This is a genomic window from Achromobacter sp. (assembly GCF_050285585.1).
Lineage (GTDB): Bacteria > Pseudomonadota > Gammaproteobacteria > Burkholderiales > Burkholderiaceae_B > Achromobacter.
Window position 1 is genome coordinate 1 of record NZ_JBLZXF010000046.1, and the last position, 25,876, is coordinate 25,876.

At 67.1% G+C, this 25,876-nt stretch carries 22 protein-coding genes; 12 read left to right on the top strand and 10 right to left on the bottom strand.

Going from position 1 to position 25,876, the window contains the following annotated elements; genetic code table 11:
* The 11 genes from ACN6PJ_RS28835 to ACN6PJ_RS28885 all read left to right on the top strand — a co-directional run.
* On the top strand, positions 1-419 hold a 419-nt coding region (locus ACN6PJ_RS28835), incomplete at its 5' end, for a F0F1 ATP synthase subunit delta (protein WP_427999152.1).
* 28 nt (positions 420-447) lie between these two features.
* Positions 448-1,989 (top strand): F0F1 ATP synthase subunit alpha, encoded by a 1,542-nt coding sequence (atpA, locus tag ACN6PJ_RS28840; RefSeq protein WP_427999153.1) that lies wholly within the window; start codon positions 448-450, stop codon positions 1,987-1,989.
* 98 nt (positions 1,990-2,087) lie between these two features.
* A complete protein-coding gene (gene atpG / locus ACN6PJ_RS28845) occupies positions 2,088-2,993 on the top strand; it encodes a F0F1 ATP synthase subunit gamma (protein WP_427999154.1) in 906 nt (301 codons plus the stop codon).
* Positions 2,994-3,030: 37 nt separating this feature from the next.
* Positions 3,031-4,431: a F0F1 ATP synthase subunit beta gene (gene atpD / locus ACN6PJ_RS28850; protein ID WP_427999155.1), complete on the top strand. Its 1,401-nt coding sequence runs from the start codon at positions 3,031-3,033 to the stop codon at positions 4,429-4,431.
* 9 nt (positions 4,432-4,440) lie between these two features.
* Positions 4,441-4,866, top strand: coding sequence for a F0F1 ATP synthase subunit epsilon (locus ACN6PJ_RS28855; RefSeq protein ID WP_427999156.1), 426 nt, complete (start codon positions 4,441-4,443; stop codon positions 4,864-4,866).
* Positions 4,867-5,052: 186 nt separating this feature from the next.
* Entirely contained in the window at positions 5,053-5,886 is an 834-nt protein-coding gene (locus ACN6PJ_RS28860; protein ID WP_427999157.1) for a helix-turn-helix domain-containing protein, read from the top strand.
* A gap of 137 nt (positions 5,887-6,023) precedes the next feature.
* Positions 6,024-7,097, top strand: a complete 1,074-nt coding sequence (gene hemE / locus ACN6PJ_RS28865; protein ID WP_427999158.1) for a uroporphyrinogen decarboxylase — start codon at positions 6,024-6,026, stop codon at positions 7,095-7,097.
* Positions 7,098-7,410: 313 nt separating this feature from the next.
* Positions 7,411-9,480 carry a primosomal protein N' gene (locus ACN6PJ_RS28870; protein WP_427999159.1) on the top strand — a complete coding sequence of 690 codons (2,070 nt, stop codon included), beginning with the start codon at positions 7,411-7,413 and terminating at the stop codon, positions 9,478-9,480.
* 198 nt (positions 9,481-9,678) lie between these two features.
* Positions 9,679-11,742 carry a UvrD-helicase domain-containing protein gene (locus ACN6PJ_RS28875; protein ID WP_427999160.1) on the top strand — a complete coding sequence of 688 codons (2,064 nt, stop codon included), beginning with the start codon at positions 9,679-9,681 and terminating at the stop codon, positions 11,740-11,742.
* A gap of 121 nt (positions 11,743-11,863) precedes the next feature.
* A complete protein-coding gene (locus tag ACN6PJ_RS28880; RefSeq protein ID WP_427999161.1) occupies positions 11,864-12,718 on the top strand; it encodes a class II glutamine amidotransferase in 855 nt (284 codons plus the stop codon).
* A 136-nt stretch (positions 12,719-12,854) separates the two neighbouring features.
* A complete protein-coding gene (locus ACN6PJ_RS28885) occupies positions 12,855-13,475 on the top strand; it encodes a hypothetical protein (protein WP_427999162.1) in 621 nt (206 codons plus the stop codon).
* 24 nt (positions 13,476-13,499) lie between these two features.
* Here the strand turns inward: ACN6PJ_RS28885 and dapD are convergent, their stop codons facing one another.
* From dapD to ACN6PJ_RS28935, 10 genes are all read right to left on the bottom strand, one after another.
* Positions 13,500-14,483, bottom strand: a complete 984-nt coding sequence (gene dapD, locus ACN6PJ_RS28890) for a 2,3,4,5-tetrahydropyridine-2,6-dicarboxylate N-succinyltransferase (RefSeq protein WP_427999163.1) — start codon at positions 14,481-14,483, stop codon at positions 13,500-13,502.
* A gap of 79 nt (positions 14,484-14,562) precedes the next feature.
* On the bottom strand, positions 14,563-15,582 hold the full coding sequence (locus ACN6PJ_RS28895) for an autotransporter outer membrane beta-barrel domain-containing protein (protein ID WP_427999165.1): 1,020 nt from the start codon (positions 15,580-15,582) through the stop codon (positions 14,563-14,565).
* A 17-nt stretch (positions 15,583-15,599) separates the two neighbouring features.
* Entirely contained in the window at positions 15,600-16,730 is a 1,131-nt protein-coding gene (locus tag ACN6PJ_RS28900) for a M20 family metallopeptidase (RefSeq protein ID WP_427999166.1), read from the bottom strand.
* 38 nt (positions 16,731-16,768) lie between these two features.
* Complete coding sequence (locus ACN6PJ_RS28905; RefSeq protein WP_427999167.1) at positions 16,769-17,674, bottom strand: prolyl oligopeptidase family serine peptidase; 906 nt, start codon at positions 17,672-17,674, stop codon at positions 16,769-16,771.
* Entirely contained in the window at positions 17,674-18,684 is a 1,011-nt protein-coding gene (locus tag ACN6PJ_RS28910; protein ID WP_427999168.1) for an ABC transporter ATP-binding protein, read from the bottom strand. Before ACN6PJ_RS28910 ends, ACN6PJ_RS28905 begins: the two co-directional genes overlap by 1 nt.
* On the bottom strand, positions 18,681-19,664 hold the full coding sequence (locus ACN6PJ_RS28915; protein ID WP_427999169.1) for an ABC transporter ATP-binding protein: 984 nt from the start codon (positions 19,662-19,664) through the stop codon (positions 18,681-18,683). Before ACN6PJ_RS28915 ends, ACN6PJ_RS28910 begins: the two co-directional genes overlap by 4 nt.
* 133 nt (positions 19,665-19,797) lie before the next feature.
* The gene (locus ACN6PJ_RS28920) at positions 19,798-20,715 is read right to left on the bottom strand and encodes an ABC transporter permease (protein WP_427999170.1); all 918 of its coding nucleotides are present in this window, start codon (positions 20,713-20,715) and stop codon (positions 19,798-19,800) included.
* A 6-nt stretch (positions 20,716-20,721) separates the two neighbouring features.
* Complete coding sequence (locus ACN6PJ_RS28925) at positions 20,722-21,699, bottom strand: ABC transporter permease (protein ID WP_088156731.1); 978 nt, start codon at positions 21,697-21,699, stop codon at positions 20,722-20,724.
* A gap of 48 nt (positions 21,700-21,747) precedes the next feature.
* Positions 21,748-23,379: an ABC transporter substrate-binding protein gene (locus tag ACN6PJ_RS28930; RefSeq protein ID WP_427999171.1), complete on the bottom strand. Its 1,632-nt coding sequence runs from the start codon at positions 23,377-23,379 to the stop codon at positions 21,748-21,750.
* Between the two features lie 65 nt (positions 23,380-23,444).
* Positions 23,445-24,416 (bottom strand): succinylglutamate desuccinylase, encoded by a 972-nt coding sequence (locus tag ACN6PJ_RS28935; RefSeq protein ID WP_427999172.1) that lies wholly within the window; start codon positions 24,414-24,416, stop codon positions 23,445-23,447.
* Positions 24,417-24,693: 277 nt separating this feature from the next.
* Between ACN6PJ_RS28935 and ACN6PJ_RS28940 the strand changes: the two genes are divergently transcribed.
* Positions 24,694-25,608, top strand: a complete 915-nt coding sequence (locus tag ACN6PJ_RS28940) for a LysR family transcriptional regulator (RefSeq protein WP_427999173.1) — start codon at positions 24,694-24,696, stop codon at positions 25,606-25,608.
* Positions 25,609-25,876: the final 268 nt, after the last annotated feature.

A 25,876-nucleotide genomic window follows, 5' to 3' on the forward strand; every position in this document is an offset into this window, starting at 1 on the left:
CCAACCCCGACGTGCGCGAGGCCATGGCCGATCCGCGTCTGGGCGACAAGCAGCGCGTCGAGCTGTTTTCCGGCCTGATCAAGGCCGAACTGCCTCAAGCCGCCCGCAATTTCATCGCGTTGCTGGTCGAGAACGACCGGCTGCTGCTGCTGCCGGACATCGCCACGCAATTCGCGGCGCTGCGGAATCAACACGACGGCACGGCGCAGGCGGAAATCACCAGCGCGTTCGAGATGAGCGATGCCCAGGTCCAAGAACTGGTTGCCGCGCTCGAACAAAAATTCGGTCTCAAGCTCAAGCCCAGCGTCACCGTCGATCCGTCGCTGATTGGCGGCGTGCGCGTGGCCGTCGGTGACCAAGTGCTCGATACTTCCGTACAAGCCCAGTTGGCCCGCATGCGCGATCAGCTCGCCGCTTAAGGCAACTAACAGGATTCCAGGAGTCAATATGCAACTCAATCCCTCCGAGATCAGCGAACTGCTCAAGAGCCGCATCGAGGGCCTGGGCGCTTCGACTGATGTTCGTACCCAAGGTACCGTCGTCTCCGTGACCGACGGTATTACCCGCATCCACGGCTTGTCCGACGTGATGCAGGGCGAAATGCTCGAGTTCCCCAACAATGTTTTCGGTCTGGCACTGAACCTCGAGCGCGACTCCGTCGGCGCCGTGATTCTGGGCGACTACACCGGCGTGTCGGAAGGCGACCAGGTCAAGACGACCGGCCGCATTCTGGAAGTGCCGGTCGGCCCCGAACTGCGTGGCCGCGTGGTGAACACGCTGGGTCTGCCGATCGACGGCAAGGGCCCGATCAACGCCAAGGAAACCGACATCATCGAGAAAGTGGCCCCCGGCGTCATCGCCCGCCGCTCGGTGTCGCAACCTCTGCAGACCGGTGTCAAGGCGATCGACTCGATGGTTCCGATCGGCCGCGGCCAGCGCGAACTGATCATCGGTGACCGCCAGACCGGCAAGACCGCCGTCGCCGTCGACACCATCATCAGCCAGAAGGGCAAGGACGTCACCTGCGTGTACGTCGCCATCGGCCAGAAGGCATCGACCATCAACAACGTGGTGCGCAAGCTCGAAGAGCACGGCGCCATGGAATACACCATCGTCGTGGCCGCCTCGGCCTCCGACTCGGCCGCCATGCAGTACCTGGCCGCCTACGCCGGCTGCACGATGGGCGAATACTTCCGCGATCGCGGCGAAGACGCCCTGATCGTCTATGACGACCTGACCAAGCAAGCCTGGGCCTACCGCCAGGTCTCGCTGCTGCTGCGCCGTCCGCCGGGCCGCGAAGCCTACCCGGGCGACGTGTTCTACCTGCACTCGCGCCTGCTGGAGCGTGCCGCTCGCGTCAACGAAGAGTACGTCGAGAAGTTCACCAACGGCGCCGTCAAGGGCAAGACCGGCTCGCTGACCGCGCTGCCGATCATCGAAACGCAGGCCGGCGACGTGTCGGCCTTCGTTCCGACCAACGTGATCTCGATCACCGACGGCCAGATCTTCCTGGAAACCGACCTGTTCAACGCCGGTGTCCGCCCCGCAATCAACGCCGGTATCTCGGTGTCGCGCGTCGGTGGCGCTGCCCAGACCAAGGTCGTCAAGAAGCTGTCCGGCGGTATCCGTACCGACCTGGCGCAGTACCGTGAACTGGCCGCCTTCGCGCAGTTCGCCTCCGACCTGGACGACGCCACCCGTCGCCAGCTCGAGCGCGGCAAGCGCGTGGTCGAACTGCTCAAGCAGCCGCAATACCAGCCGCTGCAAGTGTGGGAACTGGCCGTCACGCTGTACACGGTCAACAACGGCTACCTGGATGACGTGGACGTGGCCCAAGTGCTGTCGTTCGAGAAGTCGCTGAAGGATCAGCTCAAGAGCAAGCACGCTGCTCTGATCCAGCGCATCGAAGACACCAAGGAACTGTCCAAGGACGACGAGGCCGAACTGGCCGCCGCCGTTCAGGAATTCAAGAAGCACGGTGCTTTTTAAGAAAGTGATGGGTTAGGCGTCCCAGGCGCCTCACCCATCCTTCCCGGATGGTTGAGGCGCGAGCGGAACCCATCGGCCAGTCTTCACAGGAAAGCGCAATGCCCGGAATTAAGGAAATCCGAACCAAGATCAAGAGCGTGCAAAACACGCGCAAGATCACCAAGGCGATGGAAATGGTCGCCGCATCCAAGATGCGCAAGGCGCAGGAGCGGATGCGTGCAGGCCGTCCGTACGCCACCAAGGTGCGCGAGATTGCTGCGCACCTGATGCAGGCCAATCCCGAGTACAGCCACCCGTACCTGGTCGAACGCGAAATCAAGGCGGTCGGCGTGGTCATGGTGACGACCGACAAGGGTTTGTGCGGCGGCTTGAACACCAACATCACCCGCGTGATGTTGGGCAAGCTGAAAGAGTTCGAGAAAGACGGCATCGCCGTGCAAGCGACCGCTTTCGGCAACAAGGGCGTGGGTGTGCTGACCCGTATCGGCGCCAAACTGGTTTCCCAGGAAGTGCAACTGGGCGACAAGCCGCAACTGGACCGCCTGCTGGGCGCGATCAAGGTGCAGCTGGACGCCTACCTGGAAGGCCGCATCGACGCGCTGTACGTGGCTTCGACCCGCTTCGTCAACACGATGAAGCAGGAGCCGCTGTTCCTGCGTCTGCTGCCCCTGGCCAGTGGTTTGGAAGATCCGTACCAGACGGGCGCCGAGAGCCTGGCCAAGACCTCGGAAGTGAAGTCGGAATACAGCTGGGATTACATCTACGAACCCGACGCCCGTAGCGTGATCGACGACCTGCTGCAGCGTTACGTTGAAGGCCTGCTGTACCAAGCCGTGGCCGAGAACATGGCTTCGGAGCAGTCGGCCCGGATGGTCGCCATGAAGGCGGCGTCGGACAACGCCAAGAAGGTCATCGGCGATCTGCAGCTGGTCTACAACAAGACCCGTCAGGCCGCGATCACCAAGGAAATTTCGGAAATCGTAGGGGGCGCTGCCGCGGTGTAAACCGGGCAGTATCCCGTCAAAATATCAAGGAATCGACATGAGCAACGGAACCATCGTTCAGTGCATCGGCGCCGTGGTGGATATTCAGTTCCCCCGCGATCACATGCCCAAGATCTACGAAGCGCTTACTCTGGCCGACGAGGGTTCCTCGTTCGCCGAAAAGGGTCTGACGCTGGAAGTGCAGCAACAGCTGGGCGACGGCGTGGTGCGTACCATTGCGCTGGGCTCCAGCGACGGTCTGCGCCGCGGCATGAAGGTCGCCGGCACGGGCGCCCCGATCTCGGTGCCCGTCGGCACCGGCACGCTGGGCCGCATCATGGACGTGCTGGGTCGTCCCATCGACGAAGCCGGCCCGATCCAGCACGAAGAAAAGCGTGGCATTCACCAGCCGGCTCCCCGTTTCGACGAACTGTCGCCGTCGGTGGAACTGCTGGAAACCGGCATCAAGGTTATTGACCTGGTCTGCCCGTTCGCCAAGGGCGGCAAGGTCGGCCTGTTCGGCGGCGCCGGCGTGGGCAAGACCGTGAACATGATGGAACTCATCAACAACATCGCCAAGCAGCACAGCGGTTTGTCGGTGTTTGCCGGCGTGGGTGAGCGTACCCGTGAAGGCAACGACTTCTACCACGAAATGGAAGAGTCGAACGTTCTGGACAAGGTTGCGATGGTGTTCGGTCAGATGAACGAACCCCCGGGCAACCGTCTGCGCGTGGCGCTGACCGGCCTGACGATGGCCGAGAAGTTCCGCGACGAAGGCCGCGACATCCTGTTCTTCGTCGACAACATCTACCGCTACACCCTGGCCGGTACCGAAGTGTCCGCTCTGCTGGGCCGTATGCCGTCGGCGGTGGGCTACCAGCCCACGCTGGCCGAGGAAATGGGCGTTCTGCAAGAGCGCATCACCTCGACCAAGACCGGCTCGATCACCTCGATCCAGGCCGTGTACGTGCCTGCTGACGACTTGACCGACCCGTCGCCCGCCACGACCTTCCAGCACTTGGACTCGACCGTCGTGCTGTCGCGTGACATCGCCGCCCTGGGTATCTACCCGGCCGTGGACCCGCTGGACTCGTCCAGCCGCCAGCTCGACCCGCAAGTCGTGGGCGAAGAGCACTACGCCGTGGCTCGTGGCGTGCAGCAGACGCTGCAGCGCTACAAGGAACTGCGCGACATCATCGCGATTCTGGGCATGGACGAACTGTCGCCGGAAGACAAGCAGGCCGTGGCCCGCGCTCGTAAGATCCAGCGTTTCCTGTCCCAGCCGTTCCACGTGGCCGAAGTGTTCACCGGTTCGCCCGGCAAGTACGTGCCGCTGGCCGAAACCATCCGCGGCTTCAAGATGATCGTCAACGGCGAATGCGATTCGCTGCCCGAGCAGGCCTTCTACATGGTCGGCACGATCGACGAGGCCTTCGAGAAGGCCAAGAAACTGCAATAAGGATCCACTATGGCTACCCTGCATGTCGATGTGGTCAGCGCAGAGGAAGCGATCTTCTCCGGTGAGGCGAAGTTCGTGGTTCTGCCTGGCGAGTCGGGCGAGCTGGGCATTCTGCCCGGCCACACCCCGCTGATCTCGCGCATCCGCCCCGGAACGGTCAAGATCGTTCGCGCCGACCAGGGCGAGGAAAACGTCTTCGTCGCCGGTGGCATTCTGGAAGTGCAACCGGGCAGCGTCACGGTTCTGGCCGATACGGCCATCCGTGCAGCCGACCTGGACGAAGCCCGCGCCTTGGAAGCGCGCCAGAAGGCCGAAGAGGCCCTGGCGAACGCCAAGGACAAGGCGGACATCGCCGTCGTCGAAGCCGAGCTCGCCATGCTGGCTGCGCAAGCCATCGCGGCGCGCAAGCTGCGCCAAGGCGGCCGTACGCACTAAGCGGCGCATTGCTCGTCCGGGGCGCGCCCCGGATCCAAAGAAAGCGGCCCCCCGGGGCCGCTTTTTTCATTGCGCCGGGCGCGTGCGCGTCGCGGAGGGCGACCGCAATGCGTTCAGTACGAATAGCCGCGCGGCACGCCTGGCCAGTAGCCTTCGGCTTGGTTCCATCAAGCATAGGAGGCTCGTGTGCGAGACGTTCTGGATTGCGGGGTCCTGCTGGCGCCAGGCCAGGAAGGGGCCATGCGCGACTGGGTCGGGCGGCATCCCGTCGGCAAGACGCGCCTGCGGCTGCACCTGGTGTCCCTGAACCCCCAGCGCCACGCGCTCGCCGCGCCGGCGCCCCAGGAGCCCGCGACGCCGGAAGGCCCGGACGTGCGCGCGCTCGGGCGGCTGGCGGTAGCGCTGAAACGCTACGATGCCTGCATCCTGCCCGTGGCGCCTGCATCGCTCGCCTGGACCCGGATGGCCCTGCAGCAGGCCGGCGATGCGCTGAGCACGCCGGTCCTCCTTCTTGTCCACGACGTAAAGGCGCCCGCCATCGAAGACCTGCTGAGCCTGGGCGCCCGGGATTTCATGATGCAGCCTGTGTGCCAGGAAACCATGCGCGTGCGGCTCGGCCGCCTGGCCAAGCCGGCCTCGTGGCGCGACGCGCGGCAGGCAAGCCTGCGGGAGCCCCCGGCGAGCTATCCCGCAACGGCTCGGCCGGCGGCCGCCGACGGCCTCTGGCAACCAGTCCCGTCCCGGCCTCGGGTGGCGGCGGACGTGGTCGAGCAGGCCTTGTCCCACCTGCGCAACCCGCATCACCGCAGCATGCAGGAATCCTTCCGCACGGCCAAGGCCCGGGTGGTCGACGGCTTCGAGCGCGACTACATCCGCCTGGCGTTGTCGCGGCATGGCGGCAACGTCGCGCAGGCGGCCCGCGCCTGCAGCAAGCATCGGCGGGCGTTCTGGGCGCTGATGCGCAAACACGGCATCGAGGCGGCTCCGTACCGGCAGGCCGCTCAGGAGCGCGAAGACTGATACCGGCGCGGCGCACGGCGCCGGGCAGGTCCGCCAAAAGCGTCCGGCTTGCGCCCGGGCAAGTCCGCCTGGGCAGGCCGCCGCGCCTTGTCAGCCAGGGGAAGTAAAATCACGGCTTCCGATCATCGAGGATAGTCGTGTCTGCTTCCGTCTTGAAGAACGATGTGTTCTTGCGCTCGCTGCTGCGCGAGCCCGTGCCCTACACCCCCATCTGGCTGATGCGCCAGGCGGGACGCTACCTGCCCGAGTACCGCCAGACGCGGGCCCGCGCGGGTTCTTTCATGGGCCTCGCTCAGAACCCGGACTATGCCGCGGAAGTCACGCTGCAGCCGCTGGAGCGTTTCGATCTGGACGCGGCCATCCTGTTCTCCGACATCCTGACCGTGCCGCACGCCATGGGCCTGGGGCTGGACTTCGCCGAGGGCGAGGGCCCGCGCTTCGCCCGCCCGGTGCGCACGGAGGAAGACGTGGCGCGCCTGGCGGTGCCGGACATGGACAAGCTGCGCTATGTTTTCGACGCCGTGGGCGTGATCCGGCGCGAACTGGACGGCAAGGTGCCGCTGATCGGCTTCGCCGGCAGCCCCTGGACGATCGCCTGCTATATGGTCGAAGGCCAGGGCAGCGACGACTACCGCCTGATCAAGACCATGCTGTACGCGCGGCCCGACCTGCTGCACCGCATCCTGGAAATCAACGCCGAGGCCACGCTGCAATACCTGAACGCGCAGATCGCCGCCGGCGCGCAAGCCGTGATGCTGTTCGACAGCTGGGGCGGCGTGCTGGCCGATGGCCTGTTCCAGCAATTCTCGCTGGCCTACACCAGGAAGGTCGTGGCAGGCCTGAAGCGCGAAAACGAAGGCCGGCGCGTGCCGGTCATCGTGTTCACCAAGGGCGGCGGCCAATGGCTGGAAGAGATCGCCGCCTGCGGCTGCGATGCCGTCGGCCTGGACTGGACGGTGGATCTGGCCGCCGCGCGCCGCCGCACGGGCGACTCCGTGGCCTTCCAGGGCAACCTGGATCCGATGGCCTTGTTCGGGGGCGCCGCCGCCATCCGCGCGGAAGCCCGGCGGGTGCTGGACGCCTTCGGCCCGGTGGGCAAGGGCGGCCACGTCTTCAATCTGGGGCATGGCATTTCCCGTTTCACTCCGCCGGAAGCCGTAGCCGAATTGGTCGATGAAGTCCACCAACACAGCCGTTCGCTGCGGGGGTAAGTAAGTGAACGCTTCGGCCCTCAGGGCCGAAGCAGCGCGCACTTGTGCACAGCAAGATTGCTCTCGGGGAAAACCCTTTAGAAGCTAGTTTACAATCTTGAAAGACTTCATAAGTTGTTGTTTTTCAAGATAAAACATGGATTTCCAACAAGATTTCATATGTTCGCGAAATCTTGCCTTATTCCAATTTTCGACGTTGCTCCAGCCTTTTCCCCAAAGTTATCCACAGGAGGGGACGGGCCAGGGGAGCGTCAGCCAGGCTCATCCTCCCCTATGCACCATCCAAGCCCCCATGTCTGAAGCGCAGGCGACCATGACTCTCCCGGCAGTCTGCTGGGTGCGGGTGGCGCTGGACGTGCCCTTGCCGGGCCCCTTCGACTATCGGAGCGACGCGCCGGTCGCGGTGGGCCTGCGGGTCATCGTCCCTTTCGGGCGCCGCAAGCTCATCGGCGTCGTGGTGGATAACCCGGCCGAACCTTCCTACGACCCGAAGCAGATCCGTCCGATCGAAGAGGTATTGGATGACCTGCCGCCCTTCGACGAAGGCTGGCTGCGCCTGGCCCGCTTCGCCGCGGACTACTACCAGCGGCCGCTGGGCGAGGTAATGTTGCCCACGCTGCCGCCGCCGCTGCGCAAGCCCGCTGCCTATCAAGGCAAGCGTTCGGCGGGCGGGCCGGTGGCCAGGATGGACGGGCGCAAGCGCAAGACCGCGCGCGCGCCGGCCGCCGCCGACGAGCCCCCGGCGCTCAATGACGCGCAACGCGAGGCCGTGGATACCATCGGCGCCCTGGACGGGTTCAAGCCGGTGCTGCTGCATGGCGTGACGGGCAGCGGCAAGACCGAGGTGTATCTGCAGGCGGCCGAGAAGGTGCTGGCCGCCGGGCGCCAGGTGCTGCTGATGGTGCCCGAGATCAACCTGACCCCCCAGCTGGAAGCCGCGCTGCGCGCGCGCCTGGAAGCGCTGGTCGGGCCGGACGGGCTGGCCGTCATGCATAGCGGCCTGTCCGACGGCGAACGCCTGCAGGCCTGGACCCGCGCCCAGCGCGGCCAGGCGCGCATGCTGCTGGGCACCCGCATGTCGATCTTCGCTCCCATGGGCGAACTGGGTCTGATCGTGGTGGACGAAGAGCACGACGCTTCGTACAAACAGCAGGACGGCCTGCGCTACTCGGCGCGCGACCTTGCCGTGTGGCGCGCGCATGACCTGGGCATTCCCGTGGTGCTCGGATCCGCCACGCCGTCGCTGGAAACCTGGCAGCACGCCGAGCGCGGCCGCTACCTGCGGCTGAGCCTGCCGGGGCGCGCCCGCGCCAGCAGCCTGCCCTCCGTGAGCCTGGTGGACACACGGCGGTTGCAACTGAAGCAGGGGATGTCGCCGCAGCTGCTGGACGCCATCGGCCAGCGACTGGAACGCAAGGAACAGTCGTTGATCTTCCTGAACCGGCGCGGCTATTCCCCGGTGCTGCATTGCCAGTCCTGCGCCTGGGTGAGCAATTGCCCGCGCTGCACCGCGTTCACCGTCCTGCACCGCACCGACGGCCGCGGCCATCGCCTGCAATGCCATCATTGCGGCTACCAGGCGCCGGTGCCGCGCGCCTGCCCCGAATGCGGCGACCAGGACCTGGCGCCCATGGGACGCGGCACGCAGCGCGTGGAGGAGCACCTGGCCGACCTCTTTCCGGACGCCCGCATCCTGCGCATCGATGCGGACAGCACGCGCAAGAAGGGCAGTGCCGAGGCGCTGTTCGCGTCGGTGCACGCCGGCGAGGTGGACATCCTGGTGGGCACGCAGATGGTGGCCAAGGGCCACGATTTCGCGCGGCTTGGACTAGTGGGGGTGCTGAACGCGGATTCGATGCTGTTCGCCCATGATTTCCGCGCGCCGGAACGCCTGTTCGCGCAGTTGATGCAGGTGGCCGGCCGCGCGGGCCGGCACCAGGGCAACGGCGAGGTCCTGATCCAGACCAACTACCCCGAGCAGCCGGTCTACCAGGCGCTGCTGCGGCACGATTACGCGGGCTTTGCCCGCCATGCCCTGCACGAGCGCGAAAGCACCGGCTTGCCGCCTTTCGTCTACCAGGCGCTGCTCACCGCGGAGGCGCGTGAACTGAAGGTAGCCCAGGAGTTCCTGGAGCGGGCGCGGGCATTGCCCGAGGGGGAATGGAAGGCCGATTTCCCGGGCCTGGACGCGATCATGCTGTACGACCCCGTCCCCTTGCGCGTGGTTCGCGTGGCCAATATCGAGCGCGCGCAGTTGCTGGCCGAAAGCAGCAGCCGCCCGGCCCTGCAGGCATTCCTGGCGTCGTGGTCGCACCATCTGCCGTACCTGGCCAACGAGGCCCGCGTGCGCTGGCAGCTGGAAGTCGACCCGCTGGAGATCTGAAGGGCGCCCATGCGCCTTCGGCTCGATTGTTCTATGATCTTTCTCCTCTATCGCGCTGGCGCGGCAGGCCCGCTGCGGCGGCTGCACCCGTCCCCTTTTTCTCGCGCATTACCGGCCCGCTGACGGGCGGCCGCAAGCCCCGTGCTTGCCGGCCGCGCCTCCATTGCGGCCGTCGCGATGCATGACTATCCGACTCAAATGTCCGCAAGCGAACCGATTGGCCAAGGCATGAACCCCGCTCAGAAGGAAGCGGTGCTTTACCTGGACGGCCCCTGCCTGGTGCTGGCCGGCGCCGGCAGCGGCAAGACGCGGGTGATCACGCAGAAGATCGCGTACCTCCTGCGTGAATGCGGCTACATGGGCCGCAACGTGGTGGCGCTGACCTTTACCAACAAGGCCGCGCGCGAAATGGACGAGCGCGTGAAGACCCTGGTGGACCGCAAGCTGTCCAAGGGCCTGATCATCAGCACCTTCCATTCGCTGGGCGTGAAGATGCTGCGCGAAGAGGCGCGCAATGCCGGGCTGAAGCCCACGTTCTCCATCCTGGACGCCGACGACGCCATGGCCATCATCCAGGAGCTGCTGGGCACTACCGACAAGGCGCGGCTGCGCCACGTGCAGGGCATCATCTCCTTGTGGAAGAACGCGCTGATGGAGCCGGACGACGCGGCGCGCGAGGCCATCACGCCGGGCGACGTGGAGGCGGCCAACGTGTACCGCAGCTATGCGGCCACGCTGGCGGCCTACCAGGCCGTGGATTTCGACGACCTGATCCGCATTCCCGCCCTCTTGCTGGCCAACAACGAAGAGGTGCGCACCCGCTGGCAGAACCGCGTGCGCTACCTGCTGGTGGACGAATACCAGGACACCAACGTGTGCCAATACCGGCTGGTGCAGCTGCTGACGGGGCCGCGCGCCATGTTCACGGCGGTGGGCGACGACGACCAGGCCATCTACGCCTGGCGCGGCGCGACCATCGAGAACCTGGCCAAGCTGACGACCGACTATCCCAACATCAAGCTCATCAAGCTGGAGCAGAACTACCGCTCGGTCCAGCGCATCCTCGCCGCCGCGAACCAGGTGATCGAGAAGAATCCCAAGCTGTTCGACAAGAAGCTGTGGTCCGATCTGGGCGTGGGCGAGCCCATCCTGGTCTCGGCGATGGATGGCGAGGAGCACGAGGCGGAATCCATCGCGATGAAGGTGTCGGCTGCCCGCTTCGAACGCCAGGCGCAATGGAAGGATTTCGCCATCCTCTACCGCAGCAATCACCAGTCCCGCATCCTGGAGCAGGCGCTGCGCAACCTCAAGATCCCGTACACGATCTCGGGCGGCCAGAGCTTTTTCGACAAGGCGGAAGTGCGCGACGTGCTGGCCTATCTGCGCCTGCTTGCCAATGACGATGACGACCCCGCGTTCATCCGCGCGGCGACCACGCCCAAGCGCGGCATCGGGCAGGCCACGCTGCAGGTGCTGGGGCAGTATGCCGCCACCCGGGAGCTGTCGCTGCTGGCGGCGGTGGCCGAAACCGGCCTGGAAAGCCTGCTCGCGCCGCGCCAGCTGGAGCCGCTGCGGACGTTTGCCGAGTTCATCCGCCGCATGCAGTGGCGCGCCGGGCGGGGCGCGGCCTCGGGCAAGGACGCCGCGCCCGCCGAACCCGCGGGCGTGATCCTGGACGACCTGCTGGAGGCCATCCAGTACGAGCGCCATCTGTACGAACTGTTCGAGGAACGGCCCGCGCAGACGCGCTGGCAGAACGTGCAGGAGCTGACCGGCTGGCTCAAGCGCAAGGCCGAAGAAGACGACATGACGCTCTTCGACCTGGTTCAGCACGTGGCGTTGGTCACCATGCTGGAACGTGGCGAGGAAGAAGAGCCCGACGCGGTGAAGATGTCCACGCTGCACGCGTCCAAGGGGCTGGAGTATCCGCACGTATACCTGGCGGGCGTCGAGGAAGGCCTGCTGCCGCACCTGGGCAAGGACGACGAAGTCGGCGATCCGGCGCGCGCGGCGGAGAACCTGGCCACGCGCATCCAGGAAGAGCGCCGGCTGATGTACGTGGGCATCACGCGCGCGCAGCGCAGCCTGAACCTGAGCTGGTGCAAGCGCCGCCGCCGCGCGCGCGAGGACCTGGTGCGCGAGCCGTCCCGCTTCATCGAGGAAATGGGCCTGGGCGATGTCCGCATCCAGGAGGACGAGGCCACCGCCGCCATGAATCCGAAAGAGCGCATGGCCATGCTGAAGGCGCTGCTGAAGAAATAGGGGCCGGCTGGCTGCGCAGCCGCCGGCGGGGCGCTTGTGGAACGTCGCGGGCTGCTTCTACACTGGAGCGCGCATTCCGCGGTTTGCGCGCGGGATCCACGCCGGAAAGAAGGAGCGCGTCATGTGCCGTTGGCTAGCCTATAGCGGTAGTCCCATCCAGATGGAGAGCGTGCTTTTCAAGGCCAAGCACTCCCTGATCGACCAGAGCCTGCACGCGCGCCTGGGCGCCACCACCACCAACGGGGATGGATTCGGCCTGGGTTGGTACGGCCGGCAGCATGAGGGCCAGCCGCTGGAGCCGCCATTTCGCTACCGCAGCGTGCATCCCGCCTGGAACGACCGCAATCTGCGCGAGGCGGCGCGCGCGATCCATGCGCCGCTGTTCGTGGCGCACATCCGCGCCGCCACCGACACGCCCGCGCAGGAGACCAACTGCCATCCGTTCCGCCACGGGCAGTGGCTGTTCGTGCACAACGGCGTCATCCGCGACTACCCGCTGCTCAGGCGCGATCTGATGCTGATGATCGCGCCCGCGTATTTCGGCTCCCTGGAGGGATCGACGGATTCCGAGGTGATGTTCCTGCTGGCGCTCAGCTTCGGCCTGGAGGAAGACCCGCTGGCGGCGCTGGCCCGCATGGTGGGCGCGGTGGAAGAGACGGGCAGACGGCATGGGGTGGCGCATCCCATCAACATGACCGTCTGCGCGCTGGACGGCCAGCGCCTGATCGCCGTGCGCTATTCCAGCGAGACGGACTCGCGCACGCTGTTCCACAACACCTGCGTGCGCCATCTGCGCCAGTTGTATCCCGACAATCCACAGATCGCGGCGCTGGACGACGATGCTTTCCTGCTGCTGTCCGAACCCTTGAGCGAGATGCCCGGGGCCTGGGAGGAAGTGCCCGAAGCCACCGCCATCATCGCGGGGCACGGGCAGATCGCGCACTATCCGTTCGCGCCGGTGCCGCCGGGAGCGTGAGTCCGCCTCGAAGGCCGGAAGACGCTGGAAAATAGGGGCATCAAGCACGTATCTCTCATATGAGGGAGAATACGGATCGCATGACTTTGCGACGTCCTGGGCCGCGAAAGCACCCTAATTCCAATAAGGAAGTTGCATGACCGATAGCAAAACCCCGCAGGCCTCTATCGCGCTGGCGGTGTTTAACCACACGGGGAGCGCCCCGGATTGCTTTGAGTTGCATGAGCATGGCGTTGTCTGCCGACAGGGCGACGCGCGCACTTACACCGCATTTGCAGACATCCAGGACCTTTGCCTGTTCGCCGCGGGGCCGGATGCGGCCTGCGGCCTGATCGATAGTTTTGCCTACCGCACCCACGCGGCGCGCGGCTGGACCCGGGTGCCTGCCGAGGTCGGCGAATTCAGCAAGTTGATGGACGCGTTCCGCTCGCGCTACGTCGCGCAGCGTCTGCCCGTGCTGGAAGCGGCGATCGCGGACGGCGCGCGGGTCGCGTTCCGCTATATCCGCAGCGGCGGCTTCCCGGACGTGGAAACGCAGGAGCTGGCCCTGTCTGCCGAAGGCCTGCACCTGGGCGGCGCCACATGGCCGTACGAATCGCTCAAGCGCATCGACCTGAACCGCTGGACGGAGACGATCAGTCTGCAGGACGAGGACGGCAATACCGTCTTTTCGTGCCCGGCGGCGCGCCTGCTCAGCTCCGACCTGTTCGTGAACCTGGTCTACGACCAGTTGGGACGGACGGCGGAATACGCCTGAGCAGGGTAGTCCCGCGCCGCGGAGTCAGTGTCCCGTATGCAGATCGGGATTCAGCGTGCCCCAGGCGGCGGTGCGCACCAGGCACTCCACGGCGCCGGTCTGCGAGTTGCGGCGAAACAGCAGCCCGTGCTGGCCCGCCAGCGAGGTTGCTTTCACCACCGCGCCCTCCGGCGTCAGCACGCGCGTTCCCGCGGTGATGTAGCAGCCGGCCTCCACCACGCAATCGTCGCCCAGCGAAATGCCGATGCCGGAATTCGCGCCAAGCAGGCAGCGCTTGCCGATGGAAACCACCTGCTTGCCCCCGCCTGACATGGTGCCCATGATGGATGCGCCGCCGCCGATGTCGCTGCCGTCGCCCACGATGACCCCTGCGCTGATGCGGCCCTCGACCATCGAGGCGCCCAGCGTGCCCGCGTTGAAATTGCAGAAGCCTTCGTGCAGTACCGTGGTGCCGGGCGAGAGGTGCGCGCCCAGCCGCACGCGCGCCGTATCGGCGATGCGCACGCCGCCGGGCACGACGTAATCGGTCATGCGGGGAATCTTGTCCACGCCCCGGATCTCCAGCACCTGGCCGGATGCGCGCAACTGCCAGCGCAGGGCATCCACCTGGTCGACCGCGCAGGGCCCCGCGGACGTCCACGCCACGTTGGACAGCACGTTGAACAGGCCATCCAGGTTGGCGTCGTGCGGGCGGATCAGCCGGTGGCTGAGCAGGTGCAGGCGCAGGTAGGCGTCATGCGCGTCCGCCGGCGGCTCGTCCAGCGACGCGATGGCGGTACGCACGGCCACGATGTCCACTTTGCGGCGGGTGTCCCGGACGAGGGAGGTCGACACGTGCTCGCCGAGCGCGGCGCGGGCTTCTTCCGGCGTCAGGTGACGGGTGCCGGTGGCGGGGGAGTTGTCGGCGAGCGATGGACGGGGATACCAGGTGTCCAGGATGCTGCCGTCGGCGGCCAGCGTGGCGATGCCATAGGCGATGGCGCTGATGGGCATGGGGGAATCGGACATGATGACGGGACGAGAGCGCGGTCTGGGGGGAATAATTCTAGGCGAAAAGCGCGCGTGCCCGATGCGGGCGGCGGCGCGGTCAGAGGCTGCCGAAAGCCCAGCGCAAGCTCAGCGACGCCATGTGTTCGCGCATGCCGCCGCCGTACTGGCCCCCATAGGCCAGCCCGATGGCCGCCGAGCGCGATAGCGCCAGTTCGGCGCCCAGTCCGGCCAAGGCCGCGCTGCGCGCGAGCGGGGCGCCGGCCACCGTCAGCACGCCGCCGCCGTCGAGCGCCAGCGTGGTTTCGGGCGCCACGTCGCCAAAGGCGCGGCGCCAGCCCAGCAGCGCGTGCACGCGGCCCGCCGCCGGCCCCAGCGACACGCCGGCCTGCCCGCGCAGTCCCAGCGTCGTCGTGGTCTGGACCACCCGTCCGCCCTCGGCGTCGATCGCGGCCGATCCGCCTGTCTCCGAAAAACCGCGCGTGCGCACGTCGCGGAAGGCCAGGCCGGCGAACGGCTCCAGGCTGGCGCGCTGCGATAGCGCCAGTTCATAGCCAAGCTCGGTGAAGGCCAGCACCGTGTTGGCGCTCACGTCCGCCTCCAGGGTCTGGGATATGCCCGGCACATCGAAATGGCGCGTCGTGTCCATGTCGTGCCAGGCGTAGGACGCGGCGACCAGCAGGTTCAGTTTCCCGGCGCCGGCGACGCAAGCGCGCTTTCCGTAGACGGTGGCGCTATAGCTGTCGACCGCCGCCTTGGCGGCGAGCGCGTCGATCCGGATCCGGCTGCGGGTGGCGCCCAGCGCGCCGCCCAGGCGCCAACCGGCGCCGGCATCGAGCTCACCGCCGCCGTAGGCGCCCGTGGTGCGTTGCTTGATGCGCGCCATGGCGCCGCTGCCTTCCAGCAGCTGCCAGTTGTCGATCGCGACGAACCCGCCCTGCGGCGGGACGGGCGCGGGCGGACCGGCTGGAGCGCCGCCGCCGGGATCGCAGGCCTGGGGCGTTGCGCGCGCGCAGGCGGCGCTGGCGCCCTCGGGCGCCAGCGCAAGCGCGAGCACGGCGAATGCGGGCGCCAGCAGCGGCCCGCGCCCGCCGCCGGGGCGCTGTGCCAGGGGGGACACTCAGGCGCGGAGGTCTGTCAGGCCAATTCCCGCAGCAGCAATTCCCAGAACTTGAGGCGCTGCTCCAGTGTCGAGACCAGCACGTATTCATTCAAGGTGTGCGCGCCGTCGCCGTCGGCTCCCAGTCCGTCCAGCGTGGGAATCCCCATGGCGGAGGTGAAGTTGGCGTCGCTGCCGCCGCCGGTCATCGGCGCGTCCTCCAGCAGGAAGCCCGCGCGTTCCGCGTAGCCCTGCACCAGCGCCAGCAACTGCGCGGCGGCTTCGGTCTTCACCATCGGCGGGCGGTTCAGTTCCACGTCGATGTCCAGTTCGACGTCCGGGCCCACCGCGCACAGTTCGCGCATGCGGCGCAGCACGTCCTGGGCGGCGCCCATGTCGGGGACGCGGAAGTCCACGACGCAGCGGCACAGCGCCGGCACGGTGTTGGTGACGGTGCCGCCCGCGATCGTGCCGACGCTGACGGTGATGCCGCGCTCGTAATCGGTCATGGCTTCCAGCGCCAGCACCTGGTGCGCCATTTCGCGAATGGCGCTGCGGCCCTTCTCGTGCTGCATGCCGGCGTGGGCCGGACGGCCCTTGACGTTCAGGTTCAGCATGCCGGTGCCCTTGCGGGCCGTGACGCACTTGCCCCCGTTGGGGCGGGCCGGCTCGCAGACCAGCGCGTATTTGGCATTGGCGGCGAAGCGTTCGATGTGCGCGCGCGAGGCGTGGCTGCCGGTCTCTTCGTCGGGCACCACCAGGAAATCCACCGGCAGACGGGTCGCGCCGGGGCGGGCCAGGCCGGACAGGGCCGTCAGCGCCAGGTAGATGCCGGCCTTCATGTCGTAGCCGCCGGGACCGTAGAGGCGGTCGCCTTCGATGCGCACCGGATTCTCGAGCAATGTGCCCACAGGGTGCACAGTGTCCATGTGCGCCAGGATCAGGATCCCCGGGCGCGTATCGCCGGGGGCGCGGTTGGTCGCGTACAGCAGCGGGCCCGTGGCCGGACCCAGCGACGACAGCTCCACCGTCAGGCCGGCGGCTGCGGCGTAGTCGGCGATGATGCGCGCCATGGCGGCGATGCCTTCGGGGAAGTTCGAGGGCGATTCGCATTGCAGCCAGCTCTTGATGCCGGCGACGATCTGTTCAGTGCTCTGGGTATTGGACATGGCGGTAGCGGATTCGTGCAACGGAAAAGTGGGATCGGTCAGGCGACCTGCTGGCCGGCCAGGCGGGCCAGCTCGGCTTCATCGGGCATCTTGCCGTCGAACCAGATGCTGGCGCACACCGCCGACATGGCGCGGCCGTCGTGACCGATGCCGGGCACGACCTGCAGCTTCCAGCCGAACGGCACGCCGCGGCGCTCCGCTTCCTTGCGCCCGAACTCGAAGTAGTTCCGGGCGCGCGCAAAGCGGTGCGGGCCCTGACGCATGGCGGCGGGCTCGGACGGCAGATTGGGGTCATCGGTGGCGATGTCCTGGTCGCCCGCCAGGATGGTCATCGGGTAGGCCAGGAGCTTGACCAGGTGGTCTTCCGTCAAGCCGACCCCGTCCATGCCTTCGGGGAAGGGGTGGTCGAAGGTCGGCAGGGTGTACCAGCCGGGATTGCCCGCGGCCACGGCCTTGAAGGGCGCGTGCGACTGGCTGCTCATCAGGCGGTGCACGAACTGGCCGCCCGCCGAGTGGCCGAACAGGTATACGTTCTGGCCGTCGGTAATCTCGGCGGCGATCAGGTCCTTGATGACCCGGCCCACCAGCGCGTAGGTCCAGCCGTCGACGTGGCGCGGATTGCCGCCGGCCGAGAACACGCGGCCGTTGTTGTAGCTTTCCACGCCGGGCCAGATCTCGTTGGAGAAGGTCAGCGCCACGATCAGCAGTTTGTGCTTGTCCGCGGCTTCCACCCAGAAATCGCGGTATTCATCCCCGTTGCGCAGCACGCCGTGCTGCACGATGACGACGGGCCGGTCGGGCGTGTAGCCGTAGGGGCGGTACGTCTGCAGCTTGAAGGGGCGGTCGGAATTGCGGTCCTCGTCCACATACGGGATGGCGTTGCGGCCGGCGTGGCCCAGCTCGATGGCGATGCGGTCGACGTTGGACATTTCGGAGGGTTTCATCAGGCATTCGCCTCGTTCAGGTGGCAGGCCGACCAGTGGCCTGCCGAGATTTCTTTCAGCTCCGGCGCCTGTTCCCGGCAGCGGGGCATGGCATGGGGGCAGCGGGGATTGAAGGTACAGCCGGGCGGCGGATTCAGCGGCGAGGGGATCTCGCCCTTGATCGGCGTGAATTTGCGGCCACGGCGGCCCACGTCCGGCACTTCGGCCATCAAGGCCTGGGTATAGGGGTGGTTGGCGTGCGCGAAGATCTCGGCCGAGGTGGAGATCTCGACGATCTTGCCCAGATACATGATCGCGACGCGATCCGAGATGTGCTTGACCACGCCCAGGTCGTGGCTGATGAACAGATAGGTGAAGCCGTGCTGCTCGCGCAGGTCCATGAACAGGTTGATCACCTGCGCCTGGATGGACACGTCGAGCGCGGCCACGGGCTCGTCGCAGACCAGGAACTTGGGGGACACCATCAAGGCGCGGGCGATGCCGATGCGCTGGCGCTGGCCACCGGAAACCTGGTGCGGGAAGCGGTCGCGGTACTCGGTGTCCAGCCCCACCTCCGTGAGCGCGCGGTCGATGCGCGCGGGAATGTCGGCGGGGGGAGCCAGCTTGTGGACCTTGAGGGATTCGCCCAGGATCTGGCGCAGGCGCTGGCGCGGATTGAGCGAGGCCTGCGGGTCCTGGAAGATCATCTGCACGCCCAGCGTGTACGCCAGCTTGTCGGCGCCGCGCAACTGGCGGGCGTCCCGGCCCTGGTACAGCAGTTCGCCTTCGGTCTGGCGGTGCAGGCCGGCCACGACGCGGCCCAGCGTGGACTTGCCGCAGCCGGATTCGCCGACCAGGCCCAGCACTTCGCCGCGCTTGATGGAAAGGTCGACGCCGTTGACCGCGTACACGGTGCGGCGGTCGATCGGGCGGCCCGTCAGGGCCAGGATGCGCTGGGCCAGGTCGGGACGCTGCTCGAAGCGCTTGTGGACATTCTTGAGCTCGATGACGGGAGTATCGGCTTGGCTCATGCTGACTGGGCCTCGCGGGCAATCGGCACGTAGCAGCGGTAGCTGCGCGGGCCTTCGGTGGTGATGGAGGGGGCTTGCTCGGTGCAGCGCGTGACCGCATGGGAGCAGCGCGGACGGAACGCACAGCCCACGGGGCGGCCCGCCAGGCTGGGCGCCATGCCGTTGATCTGGTGCAGGCGCGCGCCGGGCTGCGTGGCGCCGGGCATCGAGTCGAGCAGACCCCTGGTATAGGGGTGGCGGGGGGCGTCCAGCACCTGGTCGACAGGACCGCTTTCGACGATGCGGCCGGCGTACATCACGGCCACGCGGTCGGCCAGTTCGGCCACCACGCCCAGATCGTGGGTGATCCAGATCAGCGCCGTGTTGTGTTCGCGGCAGATCTCCTGCATGCGGTAGAGGATCTGGCCCTGGATGGTGACGTCCAGCGCCGTCGTGGGCTCATCGCAGATGATCAGGTCGGGCTTGTTCAGCATGGCGATCGCGATCGCCACGCGCTGGCGCATGCCGCCGGAGAATTCGTGGGGATAACTCTTCAGGCGCTTTTCGGGCGAAGGAATGCCAACCATGGCCAGCGCCTCGCGGCAACGCGCTTCGGCTTCGGCGCGCGGCACGTCTTCGTGGGTGAGGATGGCTTCCATCATCTGCTCGCCGATGCGCAGCACCGGATTGAGCGTCATGAGAGGGTCCTGGAAGATCATGGCGATACGGTCGCCGCGCAGCTGGCGCATCTGCTCTTCGCTCAGCTTGCGCAGGTCCGCGCCCTTGAATTTCACTTCGCCGTCCACGATTTCCCCGGGCGGGTCGATCAGGCCCAGCAGCGAGAATCCCGTGACGGACTTGCCGGAGCCGGACTCGCCGACCAGGCCGACGATCTCGCCGCGGCGCACGGTCAGGTCGACGCCGTCGACCGCCAGCCAGGCGCCGGCTTCGGTATGGAATGCGGTGCGCAGGCCACGCACCTCAAGTAGTGTTTCGCTCATTTCATTCGTCCATTACGCCGCCAGCAGCGTTTGCAACGTGCGCCGCCCGATTGGGATGCCGCGGAGCCGGCTTGGCCGGTCCGCAGGCAAGCCCCCTTGAGGGGGGAGGCGCGCAGCGCTTCGGGGGTGGGCCTCATCGCTTCGGGTCCAGGCTTTCGCGCAGGCGGTCGCCCACGATGTTGATGGAGAGGATCAGCACCAGCAGGGCAATGCCGGGGAACAGGCTGATCCAGTAGTCGCCCGACAGCAGGTACTGGAAGCCGTTGGAGATCAACAGGCCCAGCGAGGGTTCGGTGATGGGCACGCCCACGCCCAGGAACGACAGCGTCGCTTCCAGTGCGATGGCGGTTGCGATCTGGATGGTGGCGAAGACCATGACCGGGCCCAGGCAGTTGGGCAGCAGATGGAACAGCATGATGCGCCAGGCCGGGAAGCCCAGGTTGGCGGCGGCTTCCACGTATTCCTTGCGGCGCTCCTGCAGGGCCCGGCTGCGCATGATGCGCGCGTAGTGGCCCCACTGCACCAGCACCAGCGCGAGGATCACCTTGTCGACCCCGCGCCCCAGCACGACCAGCAGCACCAGCGCCACCAGGATGGTGGGGAAGCCCAGGATGAAGTCCACGATGCGCATCAGCACCGTGTCGACCACGCCGCCCACATAGGCGGCCACCAGGCCGATGGTCCCGCCCACGGCGGTGGCGAGCACCACGGCGGACAGCCCCACCATCAGGCTGATGCGCAGGCCATACAGGATGGCGCTGAGCATGTCGCGGCCCTGGTCGTCGGTGCCGAGCCAGGCGATGCTGCCGTCCATCAGCGCCTGGCGCGGCGCCAGGCGGCCGTCCATCAGCGAGAGGTTGGCGAGGTCGTACGGGTTCTGCGGCGCGAAGTACGGCGCGAAGACCACCAGGATGATCAGGATGGCCAGGGCGATGGCGGAGCCGCGCACCGTGGGGCGCGCGTGCAGCTTCTTCAGGATGGCGGCGCGCCGCGGCGTCTCGGCCAGGGGCTGGACGGTGCGGGTGCGGCCGGGATTGGGAGATTGAGACATGGCGGATTATTGAGCGGGAGTCACGAGCTGCACGCGCGGATCGAGCGTGGCGTACAGGATGTCCACGACCAGGTTGATGATCACGAAGATCAGGGTGACCAGCATCACGTAGGCCACGACGACGGGGCGGTCGAGCTGGTAGACGCTGTCGATGAGCAGCTTGCCCATGCCCGGCCACGCGAACACGGTCTCGGTGATGGTGGAGTAGGCGATGAGGGTGCCGAACTCCATGCCGATGACGGTGACCACGGGGATCAGGATGTTGCGCAGGATGTGGCGACGCACGATGCGTCCGGGCTTCACGCCCTTGGCGCGGGCGAATTTCACGTAGTCCTGGCTGCGGGCCTCCACCACGCCGGAGGCGGTCAGGCGCAGCACCAGCGCGATGTTGGCCAGCGCCAGGTTGATGGCGGGCATGATCAGGTGCGACCAGCCGTCGGCGGTCAGGATGGAAAGCCGCACGCCCAGCACGGTGACCGTGTCGCCGCGGCCGGTGGCGGGCAGCCAGCCCAGCCACACGGCGAAGAGGAGGATCAGCATCATGCCCTGCCAGAAGTTCGGCAGGGAAAAGCCCAGCACCGAGGACGCCATGATGCCGCGGCCCAGGGGCTGGTCGCGGTACAGGCCCGCGATCAGCCCCAGCGGAATGCCGAAGACACAGGTCAGCAGGATGGCCACGACCACCAGTTCGAACGTGGCGGGGATGCGCTGCACGATCAGCTCGATGGCCGGAATGCCGTGCACGAACGAGGTGCCCAGGTCGCCGTGCAGCGCGCGCCACAGGAACCCTGTGTACTGCTGCCATACCGGCAGGTCCAGGCCCAGGCGGGCGATCATCGCCTCGCGTGCGGCCTGGCTGGCTTCGGGGCTGACCAGCAGTTCGATCGGATCGCCCACGGCATAGACCGCGAAGAAGACCACGACCGAAACGGCCAGCAGCACGAACAGACTCTGGATCAGTCTGCGTAGAATGAACAAGGCCACGTGATGATTTCCTTGGTGGGCTCAGAAGAGGTTGCGGGCGCCGGATGCTTACCTGGCGGGCTTGGCCGACATGGCCAGGGTGTACTGGTCTGCCCGGCCTTCGTACGTCAGCCCTTTGCGGAACGCCCAGATGCTGCTTTCGAAATGCAGGGGAATGCTGGGCAGGTCGGCCAGCGCAAGGGTCAGGGACGCTTGCAGCAGCTTGGCCCGCTCAGCCGGATCCACGGTGACGATGGCGCGCTTGAACACACGGTCGAACTCGGGGTTGTCATAACCCCCGTAGTTGCTGGTGCCCAGGCCGTGCTCCTTGTCGAACGCGGTAACCCAGTATTGTAGGAAAGACGAGGCTTCGCCGGTTTCGGAGGACCAGCCGCCCATGGCGAAGCTGAATTCGCGCTTGGCCCGCTTGGGGAAATACACGGAGCGCGTCATGGCGTCCACGGTGGTCTTGATGCCTACGCGCGACAGGTATTGCGCCACCGCCTGCGAGATCTGGGCGTCGTTGATGTAGCGGTCGTTGGTGGACGAGACGGTCAGTTCGAATCCGTTCGGGTAACCGGCCTCGGCCAGCAGCTTCCTGGCGCCTTCGGGGTCGTACTTCAGTTCCGGCGGATGGGGCAGGGTGCCGAACATGCCGTCGGGCAGGAACTGGTTGGCGGGGGTGGCCGCGCCGTCCATGATGCGGGCCGCAATGGTCTTGCGGTCGATCGCCATGGAAATCGCGCGGCGCACGCGCACGTCCTGCAGCGGATTCTTGCCGTCGGGCGCCTTGACGGTGGGGCTGGGGCTGCGCGCCACGTCGAACTGGAAATATACGACGCGCACCGAGGGCGTGAGGACGTAGCCGAAGCCGGGGGTTTCGGAAATGCGCTTCACGTCGCGCGCCGCGGGATTTTCGATCAGGTCGAAGTCGCCCGCGAGCAGGCCGGTCAGGCGCGGGCCGGCCGCGGGCACCGGAACCAGCTTGACGCTGGCCCAGGCCGGCTTGTCGCCCCAGTAGGCGTCGTTGCGCGTCAGCTCGATGCCCGTGCCCTTGACGTAGGACTTCAGCGTGTACGGCCCGGTGCCGATCACGTCGCGGCCGGTATTGAAATCGGCCACGGTGGGCCAGGCGCCGGTCACGCCGCATTTGTTCGTCAGGTCGAAACGGATGGGGCCATGCTCCACGATGCCGTTCCACAGCATGGACATGCGGGTCAGGTCGTTGGGCAGCAGCGGGTAGGGGCGGCGGGTCTTGATCACCAGCTTGTTTCCGTCGCGCACCTGCACGTCGGCGAACTTCTGGACCACGGCGGGGTACGAGCCGCCGATGGACTGCTCGTTGTTCATCACGCGGCAGAAGGTGAAGATGACGTCCTGCGGCGTGAAGGGCTGGCCGTTGGAGAATTTGACGCCGTCGCGCAGCGTGAACTCCCAGGTTGTGTCGTCCACCGGCTTCCAGGCCGTGGCCAGCCGGGGAATCAGGTTCATCTTGGCGTCCTGCCCCACCAGCGTCTCGAACAGGTGCGAGGTCATCGCGTCGTTGGGCGTGGCCTGGTGGTAGTGCGGGTCCATCGAGGTCGGCTCGGAGGACAGGCCGATCTTCAAGGTGGCGGACGCGTCCTGGGCCAGGGCCGCGGGCGCGCAGGCGGCCAGCGTACAGGCGGCGAGGATGCTGCGATAGAACGTCTTGGCGGACATGGTTTTTCCCTTGCTGTCTCGATTCTTGTATGGCGGCGGCCCGCTGCGCGGGCGCCCCGAGACCGTCAGCCGATGGCCTGGGCCAGCCGGACGACGGTGACGCCGGCCCGCAGATTGGCGGTGGAGGGCATGATCAGCACGCAGTCGTCATAGGGGGTGACGATGGGCTCGCCTTCGGACCAGCCGATCACGGTGCCGGCCGCGGCCAGCGTTTCCAGGCCCTTCCAGGGCTCGGCGAAGCGGAAGTCTGCGCTCTTGGCGGCGATTGCGTGCGTGACCCGCAGGGCGCGCTGCGAGGGGGCGGAGGAGGCGAACCAGGCCGCGGGCAGGTCGCCATGGTCCACGGCGCCGGCCGCCACGAGGAAACGCGCCATCTGGTCGATGGCCACGTCGCGCGCTTGCGGCGCGCCATGGAAGCCGCATTCAATCAGCAGGGAGCGGGTACCGTTGTCGCCGGATTCGCCGAAGCGCCCGTAGTCGCGCATGCGCACGCCCGCCGCGTGGCCGGCGTCGGCAATGATGGTGGCGGGATTGCCCAGCGCCAGGGCCAGGTCGATATTGCGCTGTTCCAGGCCGGTCAGCTGCAGCGGCACGTCGGAATTGCTCATCGAATGGAAATCCAGCAGCCAGTCGGCCTGTTCCACCCATCGGCGGAGCTCGGCCGCCCGGCGGCGCTCCTGGCTGGCCGGCGCGCCCAGCTTGTCCTCGCTCCAGACGCGGTTCATGTCTTCATCGACGAAGCGCGCGGGAGCGTAGTTGGCCGCATCGAAGCGGTCGAAGGCAGCCAGATTGCAGAACGCCAGCGTCAACGAGCCGCGGCGCGGTCGCAGGCCGGCCCCCAGCGCCTCTTTCAAGGCCCAGGCTCCGCAGAGTTCGTTGCCGTGGATCAGGGCGCTCAGCATGACCCGCTTGCCCGGCGCGCCCGAGTCGAAATGCCAGACGCCGGGCGTATCCGTGTTGCCCACGCGCTCGGCCGACAAGTCCGGACAGGCGAGAAGAAAAGGGCGCGGGAGGGACGCGGGGGCGGGCGTGGGCATGGGGACTCCGATGAGGCGACGGGATTGTATAGGCGATGACGCGTGGACGGCGGCTAGGCGCCGGCAAGCGTGTGCGCCGCGGCGCGGCGGGCGCTGGAAATGGCTGCGAACACGGGTTTTCCCTTATTTCTGGGGCGCATCAAGGGTGCGCCGCCTTCGAGTATTTGGCGAATTCTAGGAGCTTGGCAGCTTTCTCTACAATTAGAATATTTATCTGGAGCTTTGCAAAAACGGCAAGGCTTGCTTCATCGATCCACGCAGGCCACGAGGGTAGGACGTGCACGGCATTGCCTTGAAGTATTTTCTGGAAGTTGCCCAGGCGGGCAGCCTGAGCGGCGCTTCCGAGCGACTGCACGTGGCGGTCTCGGCCATCAGCCGGCAGATCGCCAAGCTGGAGGAAGAGGCCGGCGCGCCCCTGTTCGAGCGCACGGCTCGCGGCATGGTCTTGAGCGAGGCGGGCCAGCTGTTGCTGGCGCATGCCCGGCGCACCATGCTCGAGGCCGAGTCGGTGCTCCAGGAGATCGCGGCCGCCAAGGGCACCGCGCGCAACGAGATCCGGGTGGCGTCCGTCGAGGGCGTGGCGCGGATTTTCCTGCCCTCGGTGATGGCGCGCTTCCGGCGCGATTGGCCGAACATCCGCTTCGACCTGCACGTCGGCTCGCCGGCCGAGGTCAGCCGCCGGGTGGCCGAAGGCAGCGTGGAGCTGGGCATGGCTTTCATCGCCGAACGTATCAGCGGCGTCAGCCCACGCTATTCGCGCCGCGCGCCGGTGCATGCGGTGATGGCGGCCGACCACCCCCTGGCCGGCCGCGCCAGCGTCAGCCTGCAGGACCTCAGCCAGTATCCGCTGGCGCTGACGGGGCCCGGCACCACCACGCGGCAGCTTTTCGAAATGGGCTGCGCCCTGGAGTCGGTGCAACTGGAGCCGGCGCTGACCTGCAACGATTCCTCGCCCCTGCACGGCTTCGTGTTCGGCTCGGACGCCATCATGCTCAGCGGCTATATCTCGGTCGCCTGGAGCCTGCGGCGCGACGAACTGATCGCCGTGCCGATTTCCAACGCCGAGCTGCAATCGCGCACCTTGCAGATCCAGGTGATGCCGGGCCGGGTGCTGCCGCCGGCGGCGGAGGCCTTCGTCGAACTGCTGGCCAGCGAACTGGACCGGGCGCTGCAGGGAGGGGCGGCGGCATAGAGCGGGGGGGGAGGGGGGGGGAACCCCCACGCTGCGCGCGCTGCGTGCGCTTGCTGCCGCCCAAGAAAAAACGGCTGCGTGAGGCAGCCGTTTTTTGTTCAGGCGGACCTGATCACTTCTGGTCGGGCGTGACCGAGGTGGCCAGCGTGTACTGGTCGCGGCGGCCTTCGTAGGTGATGCCCTTGCGGAAAGCCCAGATGCTGCTTTCGAAGTGCAGCGGGATCAGCGGCACGTTGTCCAGCGCGATCTGGGTGGATTCCTGCAGCAG

Coding starts and splice junctions, on each gene's coding strand:
- atpA (WP_427999153.1), top strand. CDS start 448: ATGCAACTCAATCCCTCCGAGATCAGCGAACTGCTCAAGAGCCGCATC.
- atpG (WP_427999154.1), top strand. CDS start 2,088: ATGCCCGGAATTAAGGAAATCCGAACCAAGATCAAGAGCGTGCAAAAC.
- atpD (WP_427999155.1), top strand. CDS start 3,031: ATGAGCAACGGAACCATCGTTCAGTGCATCGGCGCCGTGGTGGATATT.
- ACN6PJ_RS28855 (WP_427999156.1), top strand. CDS start 4,441: ATGGCTACCCTGCATGTCGATGTGGTCAGCGCAGAGGAAGCGATCTTC.
- ACN6PJ_RS28870 (WP_427999159.1), top strand. CDS start 7,411: ATGACTCTCCCGGCAGTCTGCTGGGTGCGGGTGGCGCTGGACGTGCCC.
- ACN6PJ_RS28875 (WP_427999160.1), top strand. CDS start 9,679: ATGTCCGCAAGCGAACCGATTGGCCAAGGCATGAACCCCGCTCAGAAG.
- ACN6PJ_RS28880 (WP_427999161.1), top strand. CDS start 11,864: ATGTGCCGTTGGCTAGCCTATAGCGGTAGTCCCATCCAGATGGAGAGC.
- ACN6PJ_RS28885 (WP_427999162.1), top strand. CDS start 12,855: ATGACCGATAGCAAAACCCCGCAGGCCTCTATCGCGCTGGCGGTGTTT.
- dapD (WP_427999163.1), bottom strand. CDS start 14,483: ATGTCCGATTCCCCCATGCCCATCAGCGCCATCGCCTATGGCATCGCC.
- ACN6PJ_RS28900 (WP_427999166.1), bottom strand. CDS start 16,730: ATGTCCAATACCCAGAGCACTGAACAGATCGTCGCCGGCATCAAGAGC.
- ACN6PJ_RS28905 (WP_427999167.1), bottom strand. CDS start 17,674: ATGAAACCCTCCGAAATGTCCAACGTCGACCGCATCGCCATCGAGCTG.
- ACN6PJ_RS28910 (WP_427999168.1), bottom strand. CDS start 18,684: ATGAGCCAAGCCGATACTCCCGTCATCGAGCTCAAGAATGTCCACAAG.
- ACN6PJ_RS28915 (WP_427999169.1), bottom strand. CDS start 19,664: ATGAGCGAAACACTACTTGAGGTGCGTGGCCTGCGCACCGCATTCCAT.
- ACN6PJ_RS28920 (WP_427999170.1), bottom strand. CDS start 20,715: ATGTCTCAATCTCCCAATCCCGGCCGCACCCGCACCGTCCAGCCCCTG.
- ACN6PJ_RS28930 (WP_427999171.1), bottom strand. CDS start 23,379: ATGTCCGCCAAGACGTTCTATCGCAGCATCCTCGCCGCCTGTACGCTG.
- ACN6PJ_RS28935 (WP_427999172.1), bottom strand. CDS start 24,416: ATGCCCACGCCCGCCCCCGCGTCCCTCCCGCGCCCTTTTCTTCTCGCC.